Raw genomic sequence first — 14,319 nt, 5'->3', positions numbered from 1 at the left:
GAAACGTCGCCGAGGTCCCGGGCGACGACTGGGCAGCGGCGTACGCGGACGCCGAGGAGCGGCTCATCGTGGCCGGGTGGGCCATGGACGATCGCGCGCTGGACCGTATGGTGGATCTCGGCTTCGCGACCCTGCCTGTGCGCGGCGCGCTGAGCGCGGGTGTCATGGAGATCGCCGCACACACATGGGACTTGCGCCAGGCCCTTGGAAGTGTGCACGAACTCGCCCCGGAGCTGGCCGAGTTCTCACTGGCATTCGCCCACGAGGCCCTGCCGCCAGAACGGCGTGGCGCCTCCGTCCCCTTCGAGCCGGTACGCCCCGCCTCCCAAGAATCGGATGCGTACGGCCGGCTGGCGGCCTGGCTGGGACGCGAGGTGCACGCGAACGCCTAAGGGCTGTCCCGTAAATGATCTTCGGCGTGGTGAGAGCACGGTCACTGCGGTGGGGGCATACCCCTATCCGGCGAGGGTGAGGTTGTGCAGGCGGGCGATGCCGAGCATGGCGTGATGAACGCCATCGCCCTTGAGGCGGCAATCCCGCGGGATCTTCCAGCACTTCATGCGGGCGAAGGTGTGCTCGACGCGCGCCCGGACCTGTTTGTGGGAGGTGTTCTGCGACTTCTGCCAATTGGCCAGTTCTTCGCCTTGGCGGCGGCGGTGCGGCATCACCAGGCCGGTCGCCACCTGTTCACCGGGGACACCACCCAGTGAGTGTCAGCCCAAGAACTAAACCGCCAAGGAGAATCGGCGTGGATGACTTGCCAGACTCGCACTTCAGGGAATTGATCCACCCGTACACCGGCGACGTCACCGAAGTGCGGCGCCCGGCACGCGGCTTCAGCTCCGATTTTGCCGCAGTCATCCGCGCCGAAGCCGGGCGGTTCTTCGTGAAAGCGATGTTCAACCAGCCTGGCGGACGGCTGGACTCCCTGAACAGAGAAAGGGATATCGCCCCCTACGTGGAATCGGTATCCCCGCGGCTGCTGTGGAGTGCCGACGGCGAAGGGTGGGTGATCCTGGGGTTCGAGGCCATCGACGGTCGTACGTCGTCCTTCGACCTCGATTCTGCGGATCTTCCCGTGATCGTCGAGACCTTGAACCGCGCTGCGGCGATTCCCACGCCCTCTGTGGCCCGCGACTGGCCGGAGACACGATGGGACGCCTTCGCCGCAGACGAGGCGGAAGCGGAGCTGTTCCGCGGCACCAGCTTGCTGCACACGGACATCAATCCCAGCAACATCATGATCGGGCCTGACCGGGCGTGGATCGTCGACTGGTCTTGGCCGACCCGCGGAGCGGGGTTCATCGACCCCGCTACCTTCGTCGTGCAGCTCATCTCTGCGGGACACACCCCCGCCGAGGCAGAAGCCTGGGCTGCTGGATGCCGGGCCTGGCAGGTCGCGGACTCGCGGGCGATCACCGCCTTCGCCAAGGCCACCATGCGCATGTACGGCCACAGTGCCCGGTCTTCTCCGGCGGCCGGATGGCTCCAAGCGATGGAGGACGCGGCTCGCTCCTGGGTCCGGTACAGGGACCGCGCCTAGGCGCATGTGTGGCCCTGCCCACCAGGCCTGGTCGGCCTGACGGGCGGGGCTTCGTCATGTACGCCCTCGCATGCTCAAGCCGCCTACGAGCCGTCCAGCCCGGGCGCCCGTACGGCCGCTCGGGCCGGACGGGGCCCCGCGCAGGGAAAAGCCCCGGAAACCGCGTGGTTTCCGGGGCCCTTTCCTGTGTGCCGGGCCCGGTGGTCACCGGGTTCCTGTGCGGCGGGTGTCCAGGTGTCGGCCCGTTAGCCGATCTGCGCCCCGTAGGCCTCCAGGGCCTCCGGGACCGGCTGGAAGAACGTCTCGCCGCCGGAGGTGCAGTCACCGCTGCCGCCGGAGGTCAGGCCGAGCGCCGTGTCGCCGGCGAAGAGCGCGCCGCCGCTGTCGCCGGGCTCGGCGCAGACGTCGGTCTGGATGAGGCCGTTGACGACGTCGCCGTTGCCGTAGTTCACGGTGGCGTTCAGGCCGGTGACCTTGCCGTCGTGGAGCTGCGTGGTGGAGCCGCTGCGCTGCACCTGTTGGCCGACCGTGGCCTCGCCCGCCTTGGTGATCTTCTGCGTGCTGCCGTTGTAGAGGTTGACCTCGCTCGGGTGGGGGGTGTCGCCCGAGTACTTGACGAGGCCGTAGTCGTTGTCGGGGAAGCTGGAGCCCACGTTCTCGCCGATCGCCGGGCCGCCCTGCTTGTCGGACCAGCTGGTGACGGACTCCGTGCAGTGGCCCGCGGTCAGGAAGTGCGGGGCGCCGTCCTTGACCACGTTGAAGCCGAGGGAGCAGCGGCTGCCGCCGCCGAAGATGGCGTCGCCGCCCGCGACGAAGGGCTTGAACTCCCCCTTGGTGCGCTGGAGTTCGGCCGTGCCGCCGAGCTTCTCGACGACCTCCGTCAGCCGCTTCAGCTCGGCGCCCTTCACCGTGCGGTCCGCGGTCACGACGACCTTGTTGGAGGCCGGGTCCGTGGCCCAGGACGTGCCGGGGATCGACGCCTTGTCACTCAGCGTGGCGCGGGCGCTCTTCAGCTCGGCCAGGGAGTTCTCGACGAGTCTCGCCTTGGCCCCCGCCGACTCGGCGGTCCTCACCGCGGACTTGTCCAGCACGTTCACGACGAGTTGGCGGGCCTCTGCGTCGTAGTACGTGCCCGCGGCGTCCGCGCCCAGCTCCTTGCCGAGCGACGAGGCGAGCTTTCCGGCCTGGGCGACCGACAGGCGGTCCGGCGCGGGGTCGGGGGTGTCGTCGCTGGCGTTCGCAGTCTGGAAGGTGACCGCCGCGCCGATCAGGGCGACGGCGCCCGCGCCCGCGAGGGCGGCACGCCGCCTGGGTATGCGTCGGTGCTTCAACTCATGTCCTCCTGTGGGGGGTCGGTCCGCTCCGGTGTGGGGACCTCGGCGGCCGCAAAAAGCGGGCACATGACAACGCGGCGCTGGTGGGGCCGCGTCCGTGCCTCCAGGACGCGGACCACTCTTCCCCGGCCCCCAGGCCGTACACAAGGTCGACTTCAGGACGGGCGGTCGGCGGCGGCGGTGCCCCGCGGCCGCGTTGACCGTGCGTGGTCACGCCTAGTCGTCCCGCCGCCGGTCCCCGGTGCAAACACCGCGTGCGAGGGTGCGGTGGGCAGCGGGTGAGGACTAGTCCTGTCCGGATTCCTATGCCCCGGAGGGGACGTCCGGCTCGACGGCCCCGGCCGTTGAACGCTCAACTCCGCTTGCGGGGGCCTGCGGGGCGCCGCCGCCCGACGGCTGTTCGCCATCCGTGCCCGGCGCCTGCCCGATGCCGCTGCCCGGCGCCTGCCCGCCGCCGCTGCCCGGCGCCTGCTCCACCCCGCCGCCCGGCGCGCCCGACGGCGGCGGTCCCGCCTGGGCGCGCTCCAGGAAGCGCAGGAGCTCCACCGGGAAGGGCAGGACGAGGGTGGAGTTCTTCTCGGCGGCGACGGCGACCACCGTCTGGAGGAGGCGCAGTTGCAGAGCGGCGGGCTGCTCGGACATCTCACGGGCGGCCTGGGAGAGCTTCTTGGAGGCCTGGAGCTCGGCGTCGGCGTTGATGACGCGGGCGCGGCGTTCGCGGTCGGCCTCGGCCTGGCGGGCCATGGAGCGCTTCATGGTCTCCGGCAGCGACACGTCCTTGATCTCGACGCGGTCGATCTGCACGCCCCAGCCGACGGCCGGGCTGTCGATCATCAGCTCCAGGCCCTGGTTGAGCTTCTCCCGGTTGGACAGCAGGTCGTCCAGGTCGCTCTTGCCGATGATGGACCGCAGCGAGGTCTGGGCCATCTGCGAGACGGCGAAGCGGTAGTCCTCGACCTGGACGACCGCGCTGGCCGCGTCCACGACCTTGAAGTACACCACCGCGTCCACCCGCACCGTGACGTTGTCGCGCGTGATGCCCTCCTGCGCGGGCACCGGCATCGTCACGATCTGCATGTTCACCTTGCGCAGCCGGTCCACGAACGGCACGACCAGCGTGAACCCCGGCTCGCGCACCCTGCTCTGCAGCCGTCCGAGGCGCAGGACCACCCCGCGCTCGTACTGCTTGACGACACGCGCCGCGGACATCACGTACAGCGCTCCCGCGGACGCGACGGCCGCACCGGCCGCCACCAGTTCCTCGACCACGGCGACCCCCTGGGGCTCCCTGGGGTGTGCAGGGCTTGCAGTACGAAGGTAACCCCGCGCCCGGCCCCGCGGCGAGCCCCCCGCCGGGCGCGGACGGGCCCCCGCCCGGGGACCGGACGGGGGCCTGTGTGCGTGGTCGGCGCGCGGTGCCCGTGGGCCGTGCCCGTGGGCCGTGCGCGCGGCCGGTCAGTACACGCTTCCGTACACGCTGCTTCAGTACACGCTGACGTTGTACGCGCGCAGCGCCTCGGTGACCGGCTGGAAGAAGGTCGTACCGCCGGAGGAGCAGTTGCCGCTGCCGCCGGAGGTCAGGCCGAGGGCGGTGGAGCCGGAGTACAGCGGGCCGCCGCTGTCGCCGGGCTCGGCGCACACCGTGGTGCGGATCATGCCGTACACGACGTCGCCGCCGCCGTAGTTCACCGTGGCGTTCAGGCCGGTGACGCGGCCGGAGTGGGTGCCGGTGGTGGAGCCGCGGCGGGTGACGTTCTGCCCGACGGTCGGGTCGGCGGCGTTGGTGATGTCCTGGCTGCCCACGGTGCCGGCCTTGTCGATCGAGGTGTTCGTGTAGCGCACGATGCCGTAGTCGTTCGTCGGGAAGCTGGAGCCGTGTGTGGTGCCGAGCACGGTCGTCTTCGCCGAGTTGGCCCACCACGTGCCCGCGCCGTCGGTGCAGTGGCCGGCGGTCAGGAAGTAGTAGGTGCTGCCGTTGCGCACGTTGAAGCCGAGCGAGCAGCGCCAGCTGCTGGCGTAGGTGGCGTCGCCGCCCGAGATGTACTTCTTGAACGTGCCCGGGGTGCGCTCGATCTTCAGGGCGCCCGCGTTGTCGCCCGCCGCCTTGCGCAGCTTGGCGATCTCGGCCTTCGAGACCGTGCTGTCGGCGGTGACCACGACCTTCTTGGTCTTCGGGTCGATGTTCCAGGCGGTGCCCGCCACGTCCGCCTCCAGGACGGCGTCGCTGGCCGCCGTGAGCTCGGACGCGCTGTACGTACGGGCCTCGTCGGCGCTGGCGGTCGGCACCGCGAGGGCGGCGGCGGCCACGAGGCCGGTCGCCACGGCGAGGGTGCGGGAGTGTCTGGCTATGGGGCTGCGGGGGGTGGTGCGCTTGATCCTCACGACTGGTTCCTCCCGAGGGAAGTCAGGGGGCCCCTGTGGGGTCGGGGCCCGTGAGGCGCAGCCAGGGGGCACGGCGGATTCCGGTACGTCGTGCTCCTGACAAGCGCTGCACGGGAGTATTCGGGCAGGTGACGTGGCGCACAAGGTGTCGTTTCCGGCCGCCCTGGCCGGAAGAAGTCGCGTGCCGGGCGACGTGGGCCGGACGTACTCCCGCCGTCCGCCGCCGGGGCCGGAGGCACAGGTGCCCCCGGCCCCGGAGCCGACGGCCGGGCGGATCAGCGGCGCAGGAGGTTCCGCTCCCCCGCGGCGATCTCGGCGGTGAGGGTGTTGCCGGGCGGCGGGAAGGGGCAGACGAAGTGGTCGGCGAACGCGCACGGCGGCAGCAGGGCGCGGTTGAAGTCGACCGTGACGCGGCCGTCGGGGCCGGGCGCGGCGGGCCGCAGGAAGCGGAAGCGGTAGCTGGAGGTGGTGCTGGTGGCGTCGGCGAACACCGCCCACAGGGAGCCGTCGCTCTCGACGCTCACCTGGAGCGCCTGCTCGCGCCCGGCGAGGCGGAAGGCGAGTTCCCCGCCGAGCCCCAGCCCGCGCTCCACGCCGTCCGCGTTGGCGACCCGCACGGTGCGGTCCTCGGCGTACGGGGTGAAGCGGCCCTCGACCGCGAAGCGCGGGTCGTAGGGGGTGGCGTCGATGCCGGCGAAGGCGCGCCGCGCCGGGGCGTCCGGGTCGAAGTCCCGTACCGCCCACAGGCCCTCGCGGACCAGGACGACCAGGCGGCGGTCGCCGAGCGTGAGGCGGGACGCCGGCACCGGGCCGGTGTCGGCGGTGAGCCGGGCCGCGCCGGAGAAGGGCCGCCCGTCGAGAGTGAGGCCGTCCTCGGCGGCGGCGGTCAGGACGACCTCGTCGCCCTCCGGGGACGCGGCCCAGTGCCCGGGCAGGCCGGGCAGGGCGCCGTCGGGGTGGTCGGCGAGCCAGTGCGTGCCGGTGAGCGACAGCGGCCCGTACGGCGCGGTGACGGTCTCGACGCGCCGCTCGTGCCACTGCTTCCAGTCGCGCTGTCCGTCTTCGGTCGTGCTCATGCTCATCAACCCTTCTCCCCGGGCTCGGGCAGCCCCAGAGGTGAGCGCAGCGTCGCGCCCTGGTATTCCGTACGGAAGGCGCCGCGCTCCTGGGGCAGCGGCGCCAGCCGTTCGACGAACCCGTCGAGGCCGCCGGTGGTCGGATGCGGTACGAGGACGAAGCCGTCGGCGGCGGACCCCCCTGTGCCCGGGAAGCGGCCCTCGGCGGTGCGGGCGCCGGGCGCGCGGCGCGTCATGTCGCCTCCTTCGCGTGCGCGTGCGCGTGCGCGGCGTGGCGGTGGGCGGGACGGGCCAGGCCCAGGTGCTCCCGGAGCGTGGCGCCGGGGTAGAAGGTGCGGAACAGGCCGCGGTGCTGGAGCAGCGCGACCGTGGCGTTGACCAGGCGCTCCAGGTCCCGTAGGGGTTCGACGGGGGTGAGGTGGAAGCCGTCGGCGGCGCCCGCCGCGTGCCAGGCGGCGACGAGGTCGGCCAGGTCGACGGGCCCGCCGCGGTAGAGCGGCCCGTCGGCGGTGGGCAGCGGGCCGCCGCCGTGCCCCGGCTGCGCCGCGTGCTCGCCGCCGCCGAGGTCGACGACCAGCGCGGCGAACACCCGCAGCTCTGCGGGGTCCCGGCCGAGCGCGGCCGCGCTCCGGCGCAGCTCGTCGCGTGCGGCGCCCGCCTGCTCCCGGCTCGCGGCCCGGACCAGGGCGACGTCCGCGTGCCGGGCGGCCATCTCGCGGGAGGGCCCGGCGGTGGCATCGACGACGACCACGGGGTGGCCCTGCGGCGGCCGGGGCACGGCGGAGAGGCCGCGTACGGCGAAGGTGGCGCCCTCGAAGTCGACGTGCCGCGGCTCGTCCCGGCCGAGGAAGCGGCCGGTCGCCACGTCCCGTGTCCCCGCGTCGTCCTCCCCGCCGTCCCAGAGCCGCCGGGCGGCGTCGACGACCTCGCCCGCCTCGCGCCACAGGGCGTCCCGGGACGCGGCCCGGCGCCGCCCGAACAGCGCGGCCTCGGTCGCGGACACGTCGACGGCCCAGCCGCCGCGGCCGTGGCTGACCCGGTCGAGCGTGGCCACGGCCGCCTGCACCTGGAAGGGCTCGGCGTGGGTGGTGGTGACGGTGGGCACCAGGCCGACGCGGCCGGTGGCGGGCGCGACCCGGGACAGGACCGCGAGCGCGTCGGGCCCGCGGCGGGCGAAGGAGTCGCCGAGCGTCACGAAGTCGAGGCCACCGCGCTCGGCGAGCCGGGCGAGCCGGACGAAGGGGGCGGCGGTACAGGCGTCCGCCTGGTCGACGGCGGCCGCGATGTGCAGCGGCCGGTGGGCGGCTGGCGGGCATGCCGAGGACATAAAGGGCATGGGAGTACACCTTTCTCGAGCGCGGGGCTCGTGTACCGGGGCGTCGGGGTGCGGGATGCGGAGGCGCCGGAGGCGCAGGTGCCTAAGGCGCAGGTGCCGAAGGCGCAGGTGCCGGACGCGGAGGCGCGGGATGCGCAGGTGCCGGACACGGAAGCGCCGGACGCGGAAGCGCGGGATGCGCAGGCACCGGGAGCGCGGACACCGGATGCGGAAGTGCAGGGTGCAGAGGCGCAGGGTGCGCAGGCACCGGCCGCTGAAGTGCAGGACGCGGAAGCGCCGGACGCGGAGGCGCAGGACGCGCAGGCACCGAGCGCGCAGGCACCGGACACGGAAGCGCAGGGCACGGAGACGCAGGGTGCGCAGGCACCGGGTGCGCAGGCAGTCCCGGACGCTGAAGGGCAGGGCGCTGAAGTGCAGGACGCGGAAGCGCCGGACGCGGAGGCGCAGGACGCGGAAGCACCGGGTGCGCAGGCACCGGACGCGGAAGCACCGGACGCGCAGGCGCCGAAGGCAGTAGCGCCGGACGCGCAGGCGCCGGTCGCGGCAGCGCAGGGGTGCGGAGGTGCCGACGTGGGGCGGGTCGGGGCCCGGCGGTGGGTGGGGGCGCCGTGTGCCCTGCGCGCGCTCATCGCGCCACCCCGTCCAGGAAGGTGAGGACGGCACGTGCGGTGGCGTCGTTCTGCCGGAAGGACGGGCTGTTGGTGCGCGGCCGGGTGAAGGCGCCCGCGCCGCGCGCGTCCGTGTGCGGGCCGAGCGCGAAGCGGCGCGGGTGCGGGACGCCGGCGCGGTCGCGGACCCGGCCGTCGGCGGGGTCGACGGCGAGCAGCCCGGCGGGCGTCTCGGCGACCCCTTCCGCGTGCAGGGCGCGCAGCAGCGGATCGCGGGTGCGGGCCAGGGTGGGCTGCGGCAGCCGCGCCTCGACCAGGGCGCGGGCCTCGACGTGGCGGCCGGGCACGGTCGGGCTGGTGGCCCGGAACACCCCGGCGCGCGCCTCGACCCGCAGGTCCGCGCCGAGGAAGCGCACGATCCCGGCGCGGGACAGCGCGAGCAGCTGCCGCAGGCGCGGCCCGGGCGGCCCGGAGGCGAGGTAGCTGAAGTAGCCGTGCCACCAGGGCCCGACGTCGCCGAGCCGCACCAGTTGCCCGTACACCGAAAGGAGGGCGAGGAAGACGGCGAGGTCGGGGCTGTGGGCGGGGTCGTGGCGGCGGGCGAGGTCGGCGGCGACGTAGGCGCGCAGGCCGTCCTGGAGCCCCGCGTACGAGGAGTGGCGGACGCCGTCGAGCGGGCGGTCGAGCGCGGCGAGGTCGAGCCGGTCGGCGGGGTCGGGCACGGCGGAGGCGATCAGCGCGTGCAGCTCGGGGCTGCCGGGCGGGCAGGCGGCGTACTTCTCGTCGAAGTCCCGCCGGGCGACGGCGGTGCGCTCGGGGTGCGCGGTGAACAGCCGGTGGTAGTGGGCGAAGCCCAGCTCCTTCTCGACCAGCGGCCACACGTCGCGCCCGAAGTCGAAGCCGCCGGGCCGCGCGAGCAGCTCGTCGATCTCGGCGGGCCCCAAGTAGCGGGGCAGCGGCGGCCGTTCGCCGCCGTCCCAGGTGTAGCCGAGCTTCGCATGGTACGGCACGCCGCGCCGCGACCCGACGTAGAGGATCGGCTCGCGGCCCGACGGCACATAGGTGTCGCCCTCGTGGCGCCCGCCGCGCCCCTCGGTGAGGAGCACCATGAGGTCGACGAAGGCGAGTCCGAAGCCGCGTACGAGGACCTTCTGGCCGGCGCCGAGCACGCTCAGGTCGCTGTCGGCGGTGAAGTCGGGCGGCAGGTGGACGAGCCCGTGGCGCGCGGCGTACCGGGACAGGTGCCGCTGCTCACCGTCGGGTTCGGCGTCCAGGTGGCCCTGGGCGAGGACCACGAGGTCGCCGGGGAGCGGTTCGGGGCGGCCTTCGAGCCACACGAGCTGCAGCCCGGCGCGGGGGCCGGTCACGCGCAGCGCCCGGCAGGCGTGGTGGCGGACGGTGACACCGGGCGGCAGTGCCGCCACGGATCTCTCGTACACCCAGCGCAGGTACGCGCCCTGTGTACGCCGTCCGAGGAACGTCTGCCCGTCGACGCCCGCCCACTCGTGCAGCGCGGGCCCCGGCCGGACCGGTCCGGCGACCTCCACCGTGTCGTCGGTGAACAGGGTGACGTCCTGGGCGTGGGAGTTCATCCACAGCAGCGGTGACTGACGCTCCCGCCAGATCCGCCCGGAGCCGGGCGGGTGCGGGTCGACGAGGTGGATGTCGAGGCGCGCGCCGCCGTACAGGGCGGGTGCGTTGGCGGCGATGCGTTCGAGCAGCCCGGTGGCGCGCGGACCCGCTCCGACGATGACGAGCGAGGGCGTCGCGGCGGTCGGCCCGCCGGCCGTCGGGGCCGGGCGGCGGGGGGTCTGCCGGCGGTCGGGGTCGGCCAGGGTGTCCCGGGCGGGGGCGTCGGGTGGCATGCGAAGGCTCCGTCTGGTGCGGTGGTGCCTTCACAGGGCCGCGCGCCACGCGGCCGGACGGACCGAGCCCCTCAGCACGGATCCGCCCCCGAGACTACGGGGCGCTTCGCCGCCGCTGTCAAGACCTCCCGGGGGCCGGTCAAGCGGACGGCCGGCCGCGCGTGTCCAGAATACGAGCCGTGCGTCTCAAGGAAGTTGACGGGCTCTCGCATGCCTGTTCCACTTGTGCTCATGTATGCGCAGCAGTGGCTGGTCAAGCGCTCCCACATCGACTTCGGTCGCGTGTGGTCCGCGTCGTGTTGACGCTCCCCTGAGCCGACCGCCACGCCCGCGCCCCCGGGTCCCGGGGAGCCGCTTCTCCCGCGTCCCCCGCGCGTCCCACGATGCGGACGGCTCGTCTCACCGTACGAGGACCCGGCATCCCCGGGCTCCTCACTCCCGTACTTCGGTACTTCGGTACTCCCGTACTTCGGTACTCCCGTACTCCCGTACCCGTCGCGCCCGAGGGCGCGCCGTTGCCCCGCCTTCACACGCGTACGCCTACGCGGCCACCCCCCTCCCCTCAGCCCAGCCCGCCCCGCCCCCCGTCGTCCGGGGAGCGGGGCGGGGACCACCGACGTCGTCAGGCGGTGATGCCGACCACCGAGGACGGCACGGGTGCACCCCGTGCGGCCCGCGGTGCAGGCCTCAGCAGTCGCAGGAGCAGCACTCGCAGCAGTCGCAGTCCCGGCAGGCGCCCTCGCGCTTCTTCCGGGACCAGGGGCCCTCGTACTCCTTGGCGCAGCACATCTGGCAGGTGCAGCAGAGCCCGATCGCGACGGCGCACCCGGCGAAGAACCCGCGCCGCGGCTTCCTCGGCTCCTCGGGCCACCCGCCGCCACCGCCGTACCCGCCACCGCCGCCCTGCCCGCCACCGCCGTACGCACCGCCCTGCCCGCTCCCGCCCCCGTACGGGGACCCGGTCCCGCCCCCGTACGGGGACCCGTCCCCATAGGGCGACCCACCCCCGTACGGCCCCGAGCCGTGGCCACCGGAGTCGCGGGAAGGGGAGCCGTGAGGGTGGGAACCGGCCTGCGCCTGGGGAGTGTGCCCGCACGCCGCCGTCCCGAAGGCCCGGTCCACCGACCGGGCCAGCTCGTGCACGAGCAGGACGTGCGCGAGCTTGGCGTCGGCGAACTCCACCTCGGCGAGCGCGAGCCGGATGCCGTGCAGCGCGTCGTCGGCGAGGCGGCGCGCCTCGGCGGCCGGGGTCCCGGTGGCCGTGAGCGGGTTCCACAGGCCCGCCTCGGCGTCGGCCCGCCGGTCCTCCACGGCGTCCAGCAGGTGCGCGAGCCGCCCGAAGAGCCGCCCCGCCTCGGCCAGCGGCTCCGCGTTGCCGGGGCGCCCGGCGAGCACGGCGGTGTGCGCGAAGGCGGCCGCGGTGGCCGTCTCGGTCGGCTCGGTGACGGCGAGCAGGGACGTACCAGGGCCCGCCAGGGCCTCGACGCCCTCCTGCCGCCGCACGGCGTCGACCAGGACGGCCGTGTCGAAGCCCACGTCGGCGCCGGTGCGCGCGCCCGCCCGGGCCCAGCGCTCCGCGACCCGGCGCGCCGCCGCGGCCACGGGCGGCCGGGCCAGCAGGCCGTCGCCGTCGACGACGTGGTCGCGGACCTTCGCGGAGGCGAGGACCAGCGAGACGGCGGCGGCGAGCCGGGCGCCCTCGCCGCGGGCGACGGACGCGGTGCGCATGCCGCGCAGCGGGCAGGGCCCTGCGGTGCGCCGCCCGCCCGCGTCCCGCCCGGCCTGAGCCTCCGTCAGGACCGAGATGATGAGCCCGTCGTAGTTGGTCACGACGCGGGCGAACTGCCCGTGGTCGCCGCGCAGCGCGAGGCAGAGCCCGCACAGATGCGCCATCCACTGGCCCCCGAGCCGCTCGCCGAGGCGGTGGCGGCAGGGCCTGACGATTCCGAACAAGACGTTCCCCCGTTGCGTCCGTTGCGTGCTGCCGTCCGTGGCAGGACGGCCGTCCGGCGGCGGTCCGGCCGGTACTGACGGGGCGTCATCGCCGTGGCGGCACCGTGCCGCGCGCCCCCGCGCGGGCATCGTAACGACCGCTCCGTTCACCCGGACGTACTGATCATCACCCGGACGCCACGACAAATCATATTTCACTCACAGTCAGCAGCCCGGTACGGCAATACCCTTGAGGAATCACGCGTGTCGCCCCGTTGACTGTGCACCAGTACCGTCACGAAACCCCCGCGCGGCGTCTATCCCCTTGGCGCACCCTCCGCATCATGGACGACGATAGGGAATGCGGAACACGAACGGACCGCTGCGAGAGGAGGCGTCCATGGGATCGGTGCGCAAGGCGAGTGCCTGGCTTGGCCTCGTCGACGACAACAACGACGAGCGCTACTACGACGGCTACGAAGAAGACGGAGCCGATGGCCCGGAGTCCGACGCCTGGGTCACGGACCCGCGCGTGAGGGTGGCGTCGGACGCGGCCGAGGAGAAGGGCCACAGGATCGGCACCGTCACGCCGGACAGCTTCCGCGACGCCCGCGGCATCGGTGAGCTGTTCCGCGACGGGGTCCCGGTCATCGTGAACCTCACGTCGATGGACCCCGCCGACGCCAAGCGCGTGGTCGACTTCGCGGCCGGGCTCATCTTCGGCCTGCGCGGGTCCATCGACCGGGTGGCGCACCGCGTCTTCCTGCTGACCCCGGCCCACACCCAGATCGTCAACGGCGAGGGCACCGGCCGCCGCACGGACGGCTTCTTCAACCAGAGCTGAGGCAGGGCCTCACCGGAAGGCGTCGATTCCGGTGAGCGCCTTGCCGAGCACGAGCTGATGCATCTCGACGGTGCCCTCATAGGTGAGCACCGACTCCAGGTTCGTCGCGTGCCGCATCACGGGGTACTCCAGCGAGATCCCGTTGGCGCCGAGGATCGTGCGCGCGGTGCGGCAGATCTCGATCGCCTCCCGTACGTTGTTGAGCTTGCCGAAGCTGACCTGCTCGGGCCGGAGCGTCCCGCGGTCCAGGCGCCGCCCGAGGTGGTGGGCGAGCAGGATCCCCTTGTGCAGCTCGACCGCCATGTCGGCGAGCTTGGCCTGGGTGAGCTGGAAGCCGCCGATGGGCCGGCCGAACTGCTCGCGGGACCGGGAGTACTCCACCGCGGCCTCGAAGCAGGCGCGGGCCGCGCCCATCGCGCCCCAGACGATCCCGTACCGCGCGTGGGTGAGGCAGCTCAGCGGTCCCTTGAGGCCCCGCACCCCCGGCAGTACCGCGTCGGCGGGCAGCCGCACCTCGTCCAGGACGAGCTCGCTGGTGACGCTGGCGCGCAGGGACCACTTGTGCCGGATCTCCGGGGCGGAGAAACCGGGCGCGTCGGTGGGCACCGCGAAGCCGCGGATGCCGTCGTCGGTCTGCGCCCACACCACGGCCACGCCCGCGACCGAGCCGTTGGTGATCCACATCTTGCGCCCGGTGAGGATCCAGTCGGTGCCGTCCCTCTTGGCGTACGTGCGCATCGACGCCGGGTCGGAGCCGTGGTCGGGCTCGGTGAGCCCGAAGCACCCGATGACCTCGCCGGCCGCCATCCCCGGCAGCCACCGCTGCTTCTGCTCCTCCGAACCGAACTTCCAGATCGCGTACATGGCGAGGGAGCCCTGCACGGAGACCAGGGAGCGGATGCCGGAGTCGGCGGCCTCCAGCTCCAGGCAGGCGAGCCCGTACTGCACGGCGCTCGCGCCCGCGCAGCCGTACCCCGTCAGGGACATGCCGAGCGCCCCGATCGAGCCGAGCTCCCGCGCGAGCTCGCGCACCCCCGGCAGCTCCCCGCTCTCGTACCACTCGGCGACGTACGGCAGGACGCGGTCGGCCGCCCAGGACCGGACGGTGTCGCGCACGGCGAGGTCCTCCGGGGAGAGCAGGTCGTCGAGGCCGAGGGGGTCGGCGGGGTCGAAGGACGGCTGCGGCATACGGGCCTCCGGCGTTAACTAGCGCTGGTAGTTCATCATGGCTCGGCCCGACGCTACGACGCGGCAACCTGCACGTCCAGGGGCCCTAGCGGGTGGCTCCCCAATCCCGCCCCTTTCCCGAAACCAAGGGCTGCCGCCCCTGGACCCCGCTTTTTCGGCGCTCCGCGCCTCGTCCTCAATCGCCGGACGGGCTAGTACTAGCCCGTCCGGC

11 protein-coding genes and 3 pseudogenes are annotated in these 14,319 nt (G+C 73.7%); 4 read left to right on the top strand and 10 right to left on the bottom strand.

Translation table 11 applies throughout. The features are described 5' to 3' along the window. Positions 1-392 (top strand): annotated as a pseudogene (locus QK440_RS39090) (TIGR03086 family protein); the annotation flags it as partial. A gap of 63 nt (positions 393-455) precedes the next feature. On the opposite strand, the pseudogene QK440_RS39085 reads toward QK440_RS39090, so the two are convergent. Beyond that, positions 456-723, bottom strand: a pseudogene (locus tag QK440_RS39085) (transposase family protein); the annotation flags it as partial. A gap of 25 nt (positions 724-748) precedes the next feature. Here QK440_RS39085 and QK440_RS39080 point away from each other — a divergent pair. Further along, entirely contained in the window at positions 749-1,543 is a 795-nt protein-coding gene (locus tag QK440_RS39080) for a protein kinase (protein WP_282798022.1), read from the top strand. A 245-nt stretch (positions 1,544-1,788) separates the two neighbouring features. On the opposite strand, the gene QK440_RS39075 is transcribed toward QK440_RS39080, so the two are convergent. From QK440_RS39075 to QK440_RS39050, 6 genes and pseudogenes are all read right to left on the bottom strand, one after another. Continuing rightward, positions 1,789-2,874 carry a S1 family peptidase gene (locus tag QK440_RS39075; protein WP_282798021.1) on the bottom strand — a complete coding sequence of 362 codons (1,086 nt, stop codon included), beginning with the start codon at positions 2,872-2,874 and terminating at the stop codon, positions 1,789-1,791. Positions 2,875-3,180: 306 nt separating this feature from the next. Continuing rightward, positions 3,181-4,146 (bottom strand): SPFH domain-containing protein, encoded by a 966-nt coding sequence (locus QK440_RS39070; protein WP_282798020.1) that lies wholly within the window; start codon positions 4,144-4,146, stop codon positions 3,181-3,183. A 213-nt stretch (positions 4,147-4,359) separates the two neighbouring features. After that, positions 4,360-5,259 carry a S1 family peptidase gene (locus QK440_RS39065; RefSeq protein ID WP_282798019.1) on the bottom strand — a complete coding sequence of 300 codons (900 nt, stop codon included), beginning with the start codon at positions 5,257-5,259 and terminating at the stop codon, positions 4,360-4,362. A gap of 275 nt (positions 5,260-5,534) precedes the next feature. Continuing rightward, entirely contained in the window at positions 5,535-6,335 is an 801-nt protein-coding gene (locus QK440_RS39060) for a DUF1684 domain-containing protein (protein WP_282798018.1), read from the bottom strand. Between the two features lie 5 nt (positions 6,336-6,340). Then, a pseudogene (locus QK440_RS39055) lies at positions 6,341-6,508 on the bottom strand (F420-dependent methylene-tetrahydromethanopterin reductase); the annotation flags it as partial. Between the two features lie 59 nt (positions 6,509-6,567). Next, on the bottom strand, positions 6,568-7,662 hold the full coding sequence (locus tag QK440_RS39050) for an LLM class flavin-dependent oxidoreductase (protein WP_282798017.1): 1,095 nt from the start codon (positions 7,660-7,662) through the stop codon (positions 6,568-6,570). Positions 7,663-7,749: 87 nt separating this feature from the next. Between QK440_RS39050 and QK440_RS39045 the strand changes: the two genes are divergently transcribed. Then, complete coding sequence (locus QK440_RS39045; RefSeq protein ID WP_282798016.1) at positions 7,750-8,325, top strand: hypothetical protein; 576 nt, start codon at positions 7,750-7,752, stop codon at positions 8,323-8,325. On the opposite strand, the gene QK440_RS39040 is transcribed toward QK440_RS39045, so the two are convergent. Further along, positions 8,297-10,144, bottom strand: coding sequence for an FAD/NAD(P)-binding protein (locus QK440_RS39040; protein WP_282798015.1), 1,848 nt, complete (start codon positions 10,142-10,144; stop codon positions 8,297-8,299). The two genes, QK440_RS39045 and QK440_RS39040, sit on opposite strands and share 29 nt — an antisense overlap. Positions 10,145-10,831: 687 nt before the next feature. Beyond that, positions 10,832-12,097, bottom strand: coding sequence for a DUF5685 family protein (locus QK440_RS39035; RefSeq protein ID WP_282798014.1), 1,266 nt, complete (start codon positions 12,095-12,097; stop codon positions 10,832-10,834). A gap of 379 nt (positions 12,098-12,476) precedes the next feature. Between QK440_RS39035 and sepF the strand changes: the two genes are divergently transcribed. After that, positions 12,477-12,920 (top strand): cell division protein SepF, encoded by a 444-nt coding sequence (sepF, locus tag QK440_RS39030; protein WP_190140656.1) that lies wholly within the window; start codon positions 12,477-12,479, stop codon positions 12,918-12,920. A 9-nt stretch (positions 12,921-12,929) separates the two neighbouring features. Here sepF and QK440_RS39025 read toward each other — a convergent pair whose 3' ends face one another. Continuing rightward, on the bottom strand, positions 12,930-14,108 hold the full coding sequence (locus QK440_RS39025; RefSeq protein ID WP_282798013.1) for an acyl-CoA dehydrogenase family protein: 1,179 nt from the start codon (positions 14,106-14,108) through the stop codon (positions 12,930-12,932). Positions 14,109-14,319: the final 211 nt, after the last annotated feature.

Origin of the sequence: Streptomyces sp. CC224B, from assembly GCF_030010595.1 — a bacterium.
Classification (GTDB): domain Bacteria; phylum Actinomycetota; class Actinomycetes; order Streptomycetales; family Streptomycetaceae; genus Streptomyces; species Streptomyces longispororuber.
Note: the sequence above shows the minus strand (reverse complement) of the source record. Positions and strands in the feature narration are given on the sequence as shown.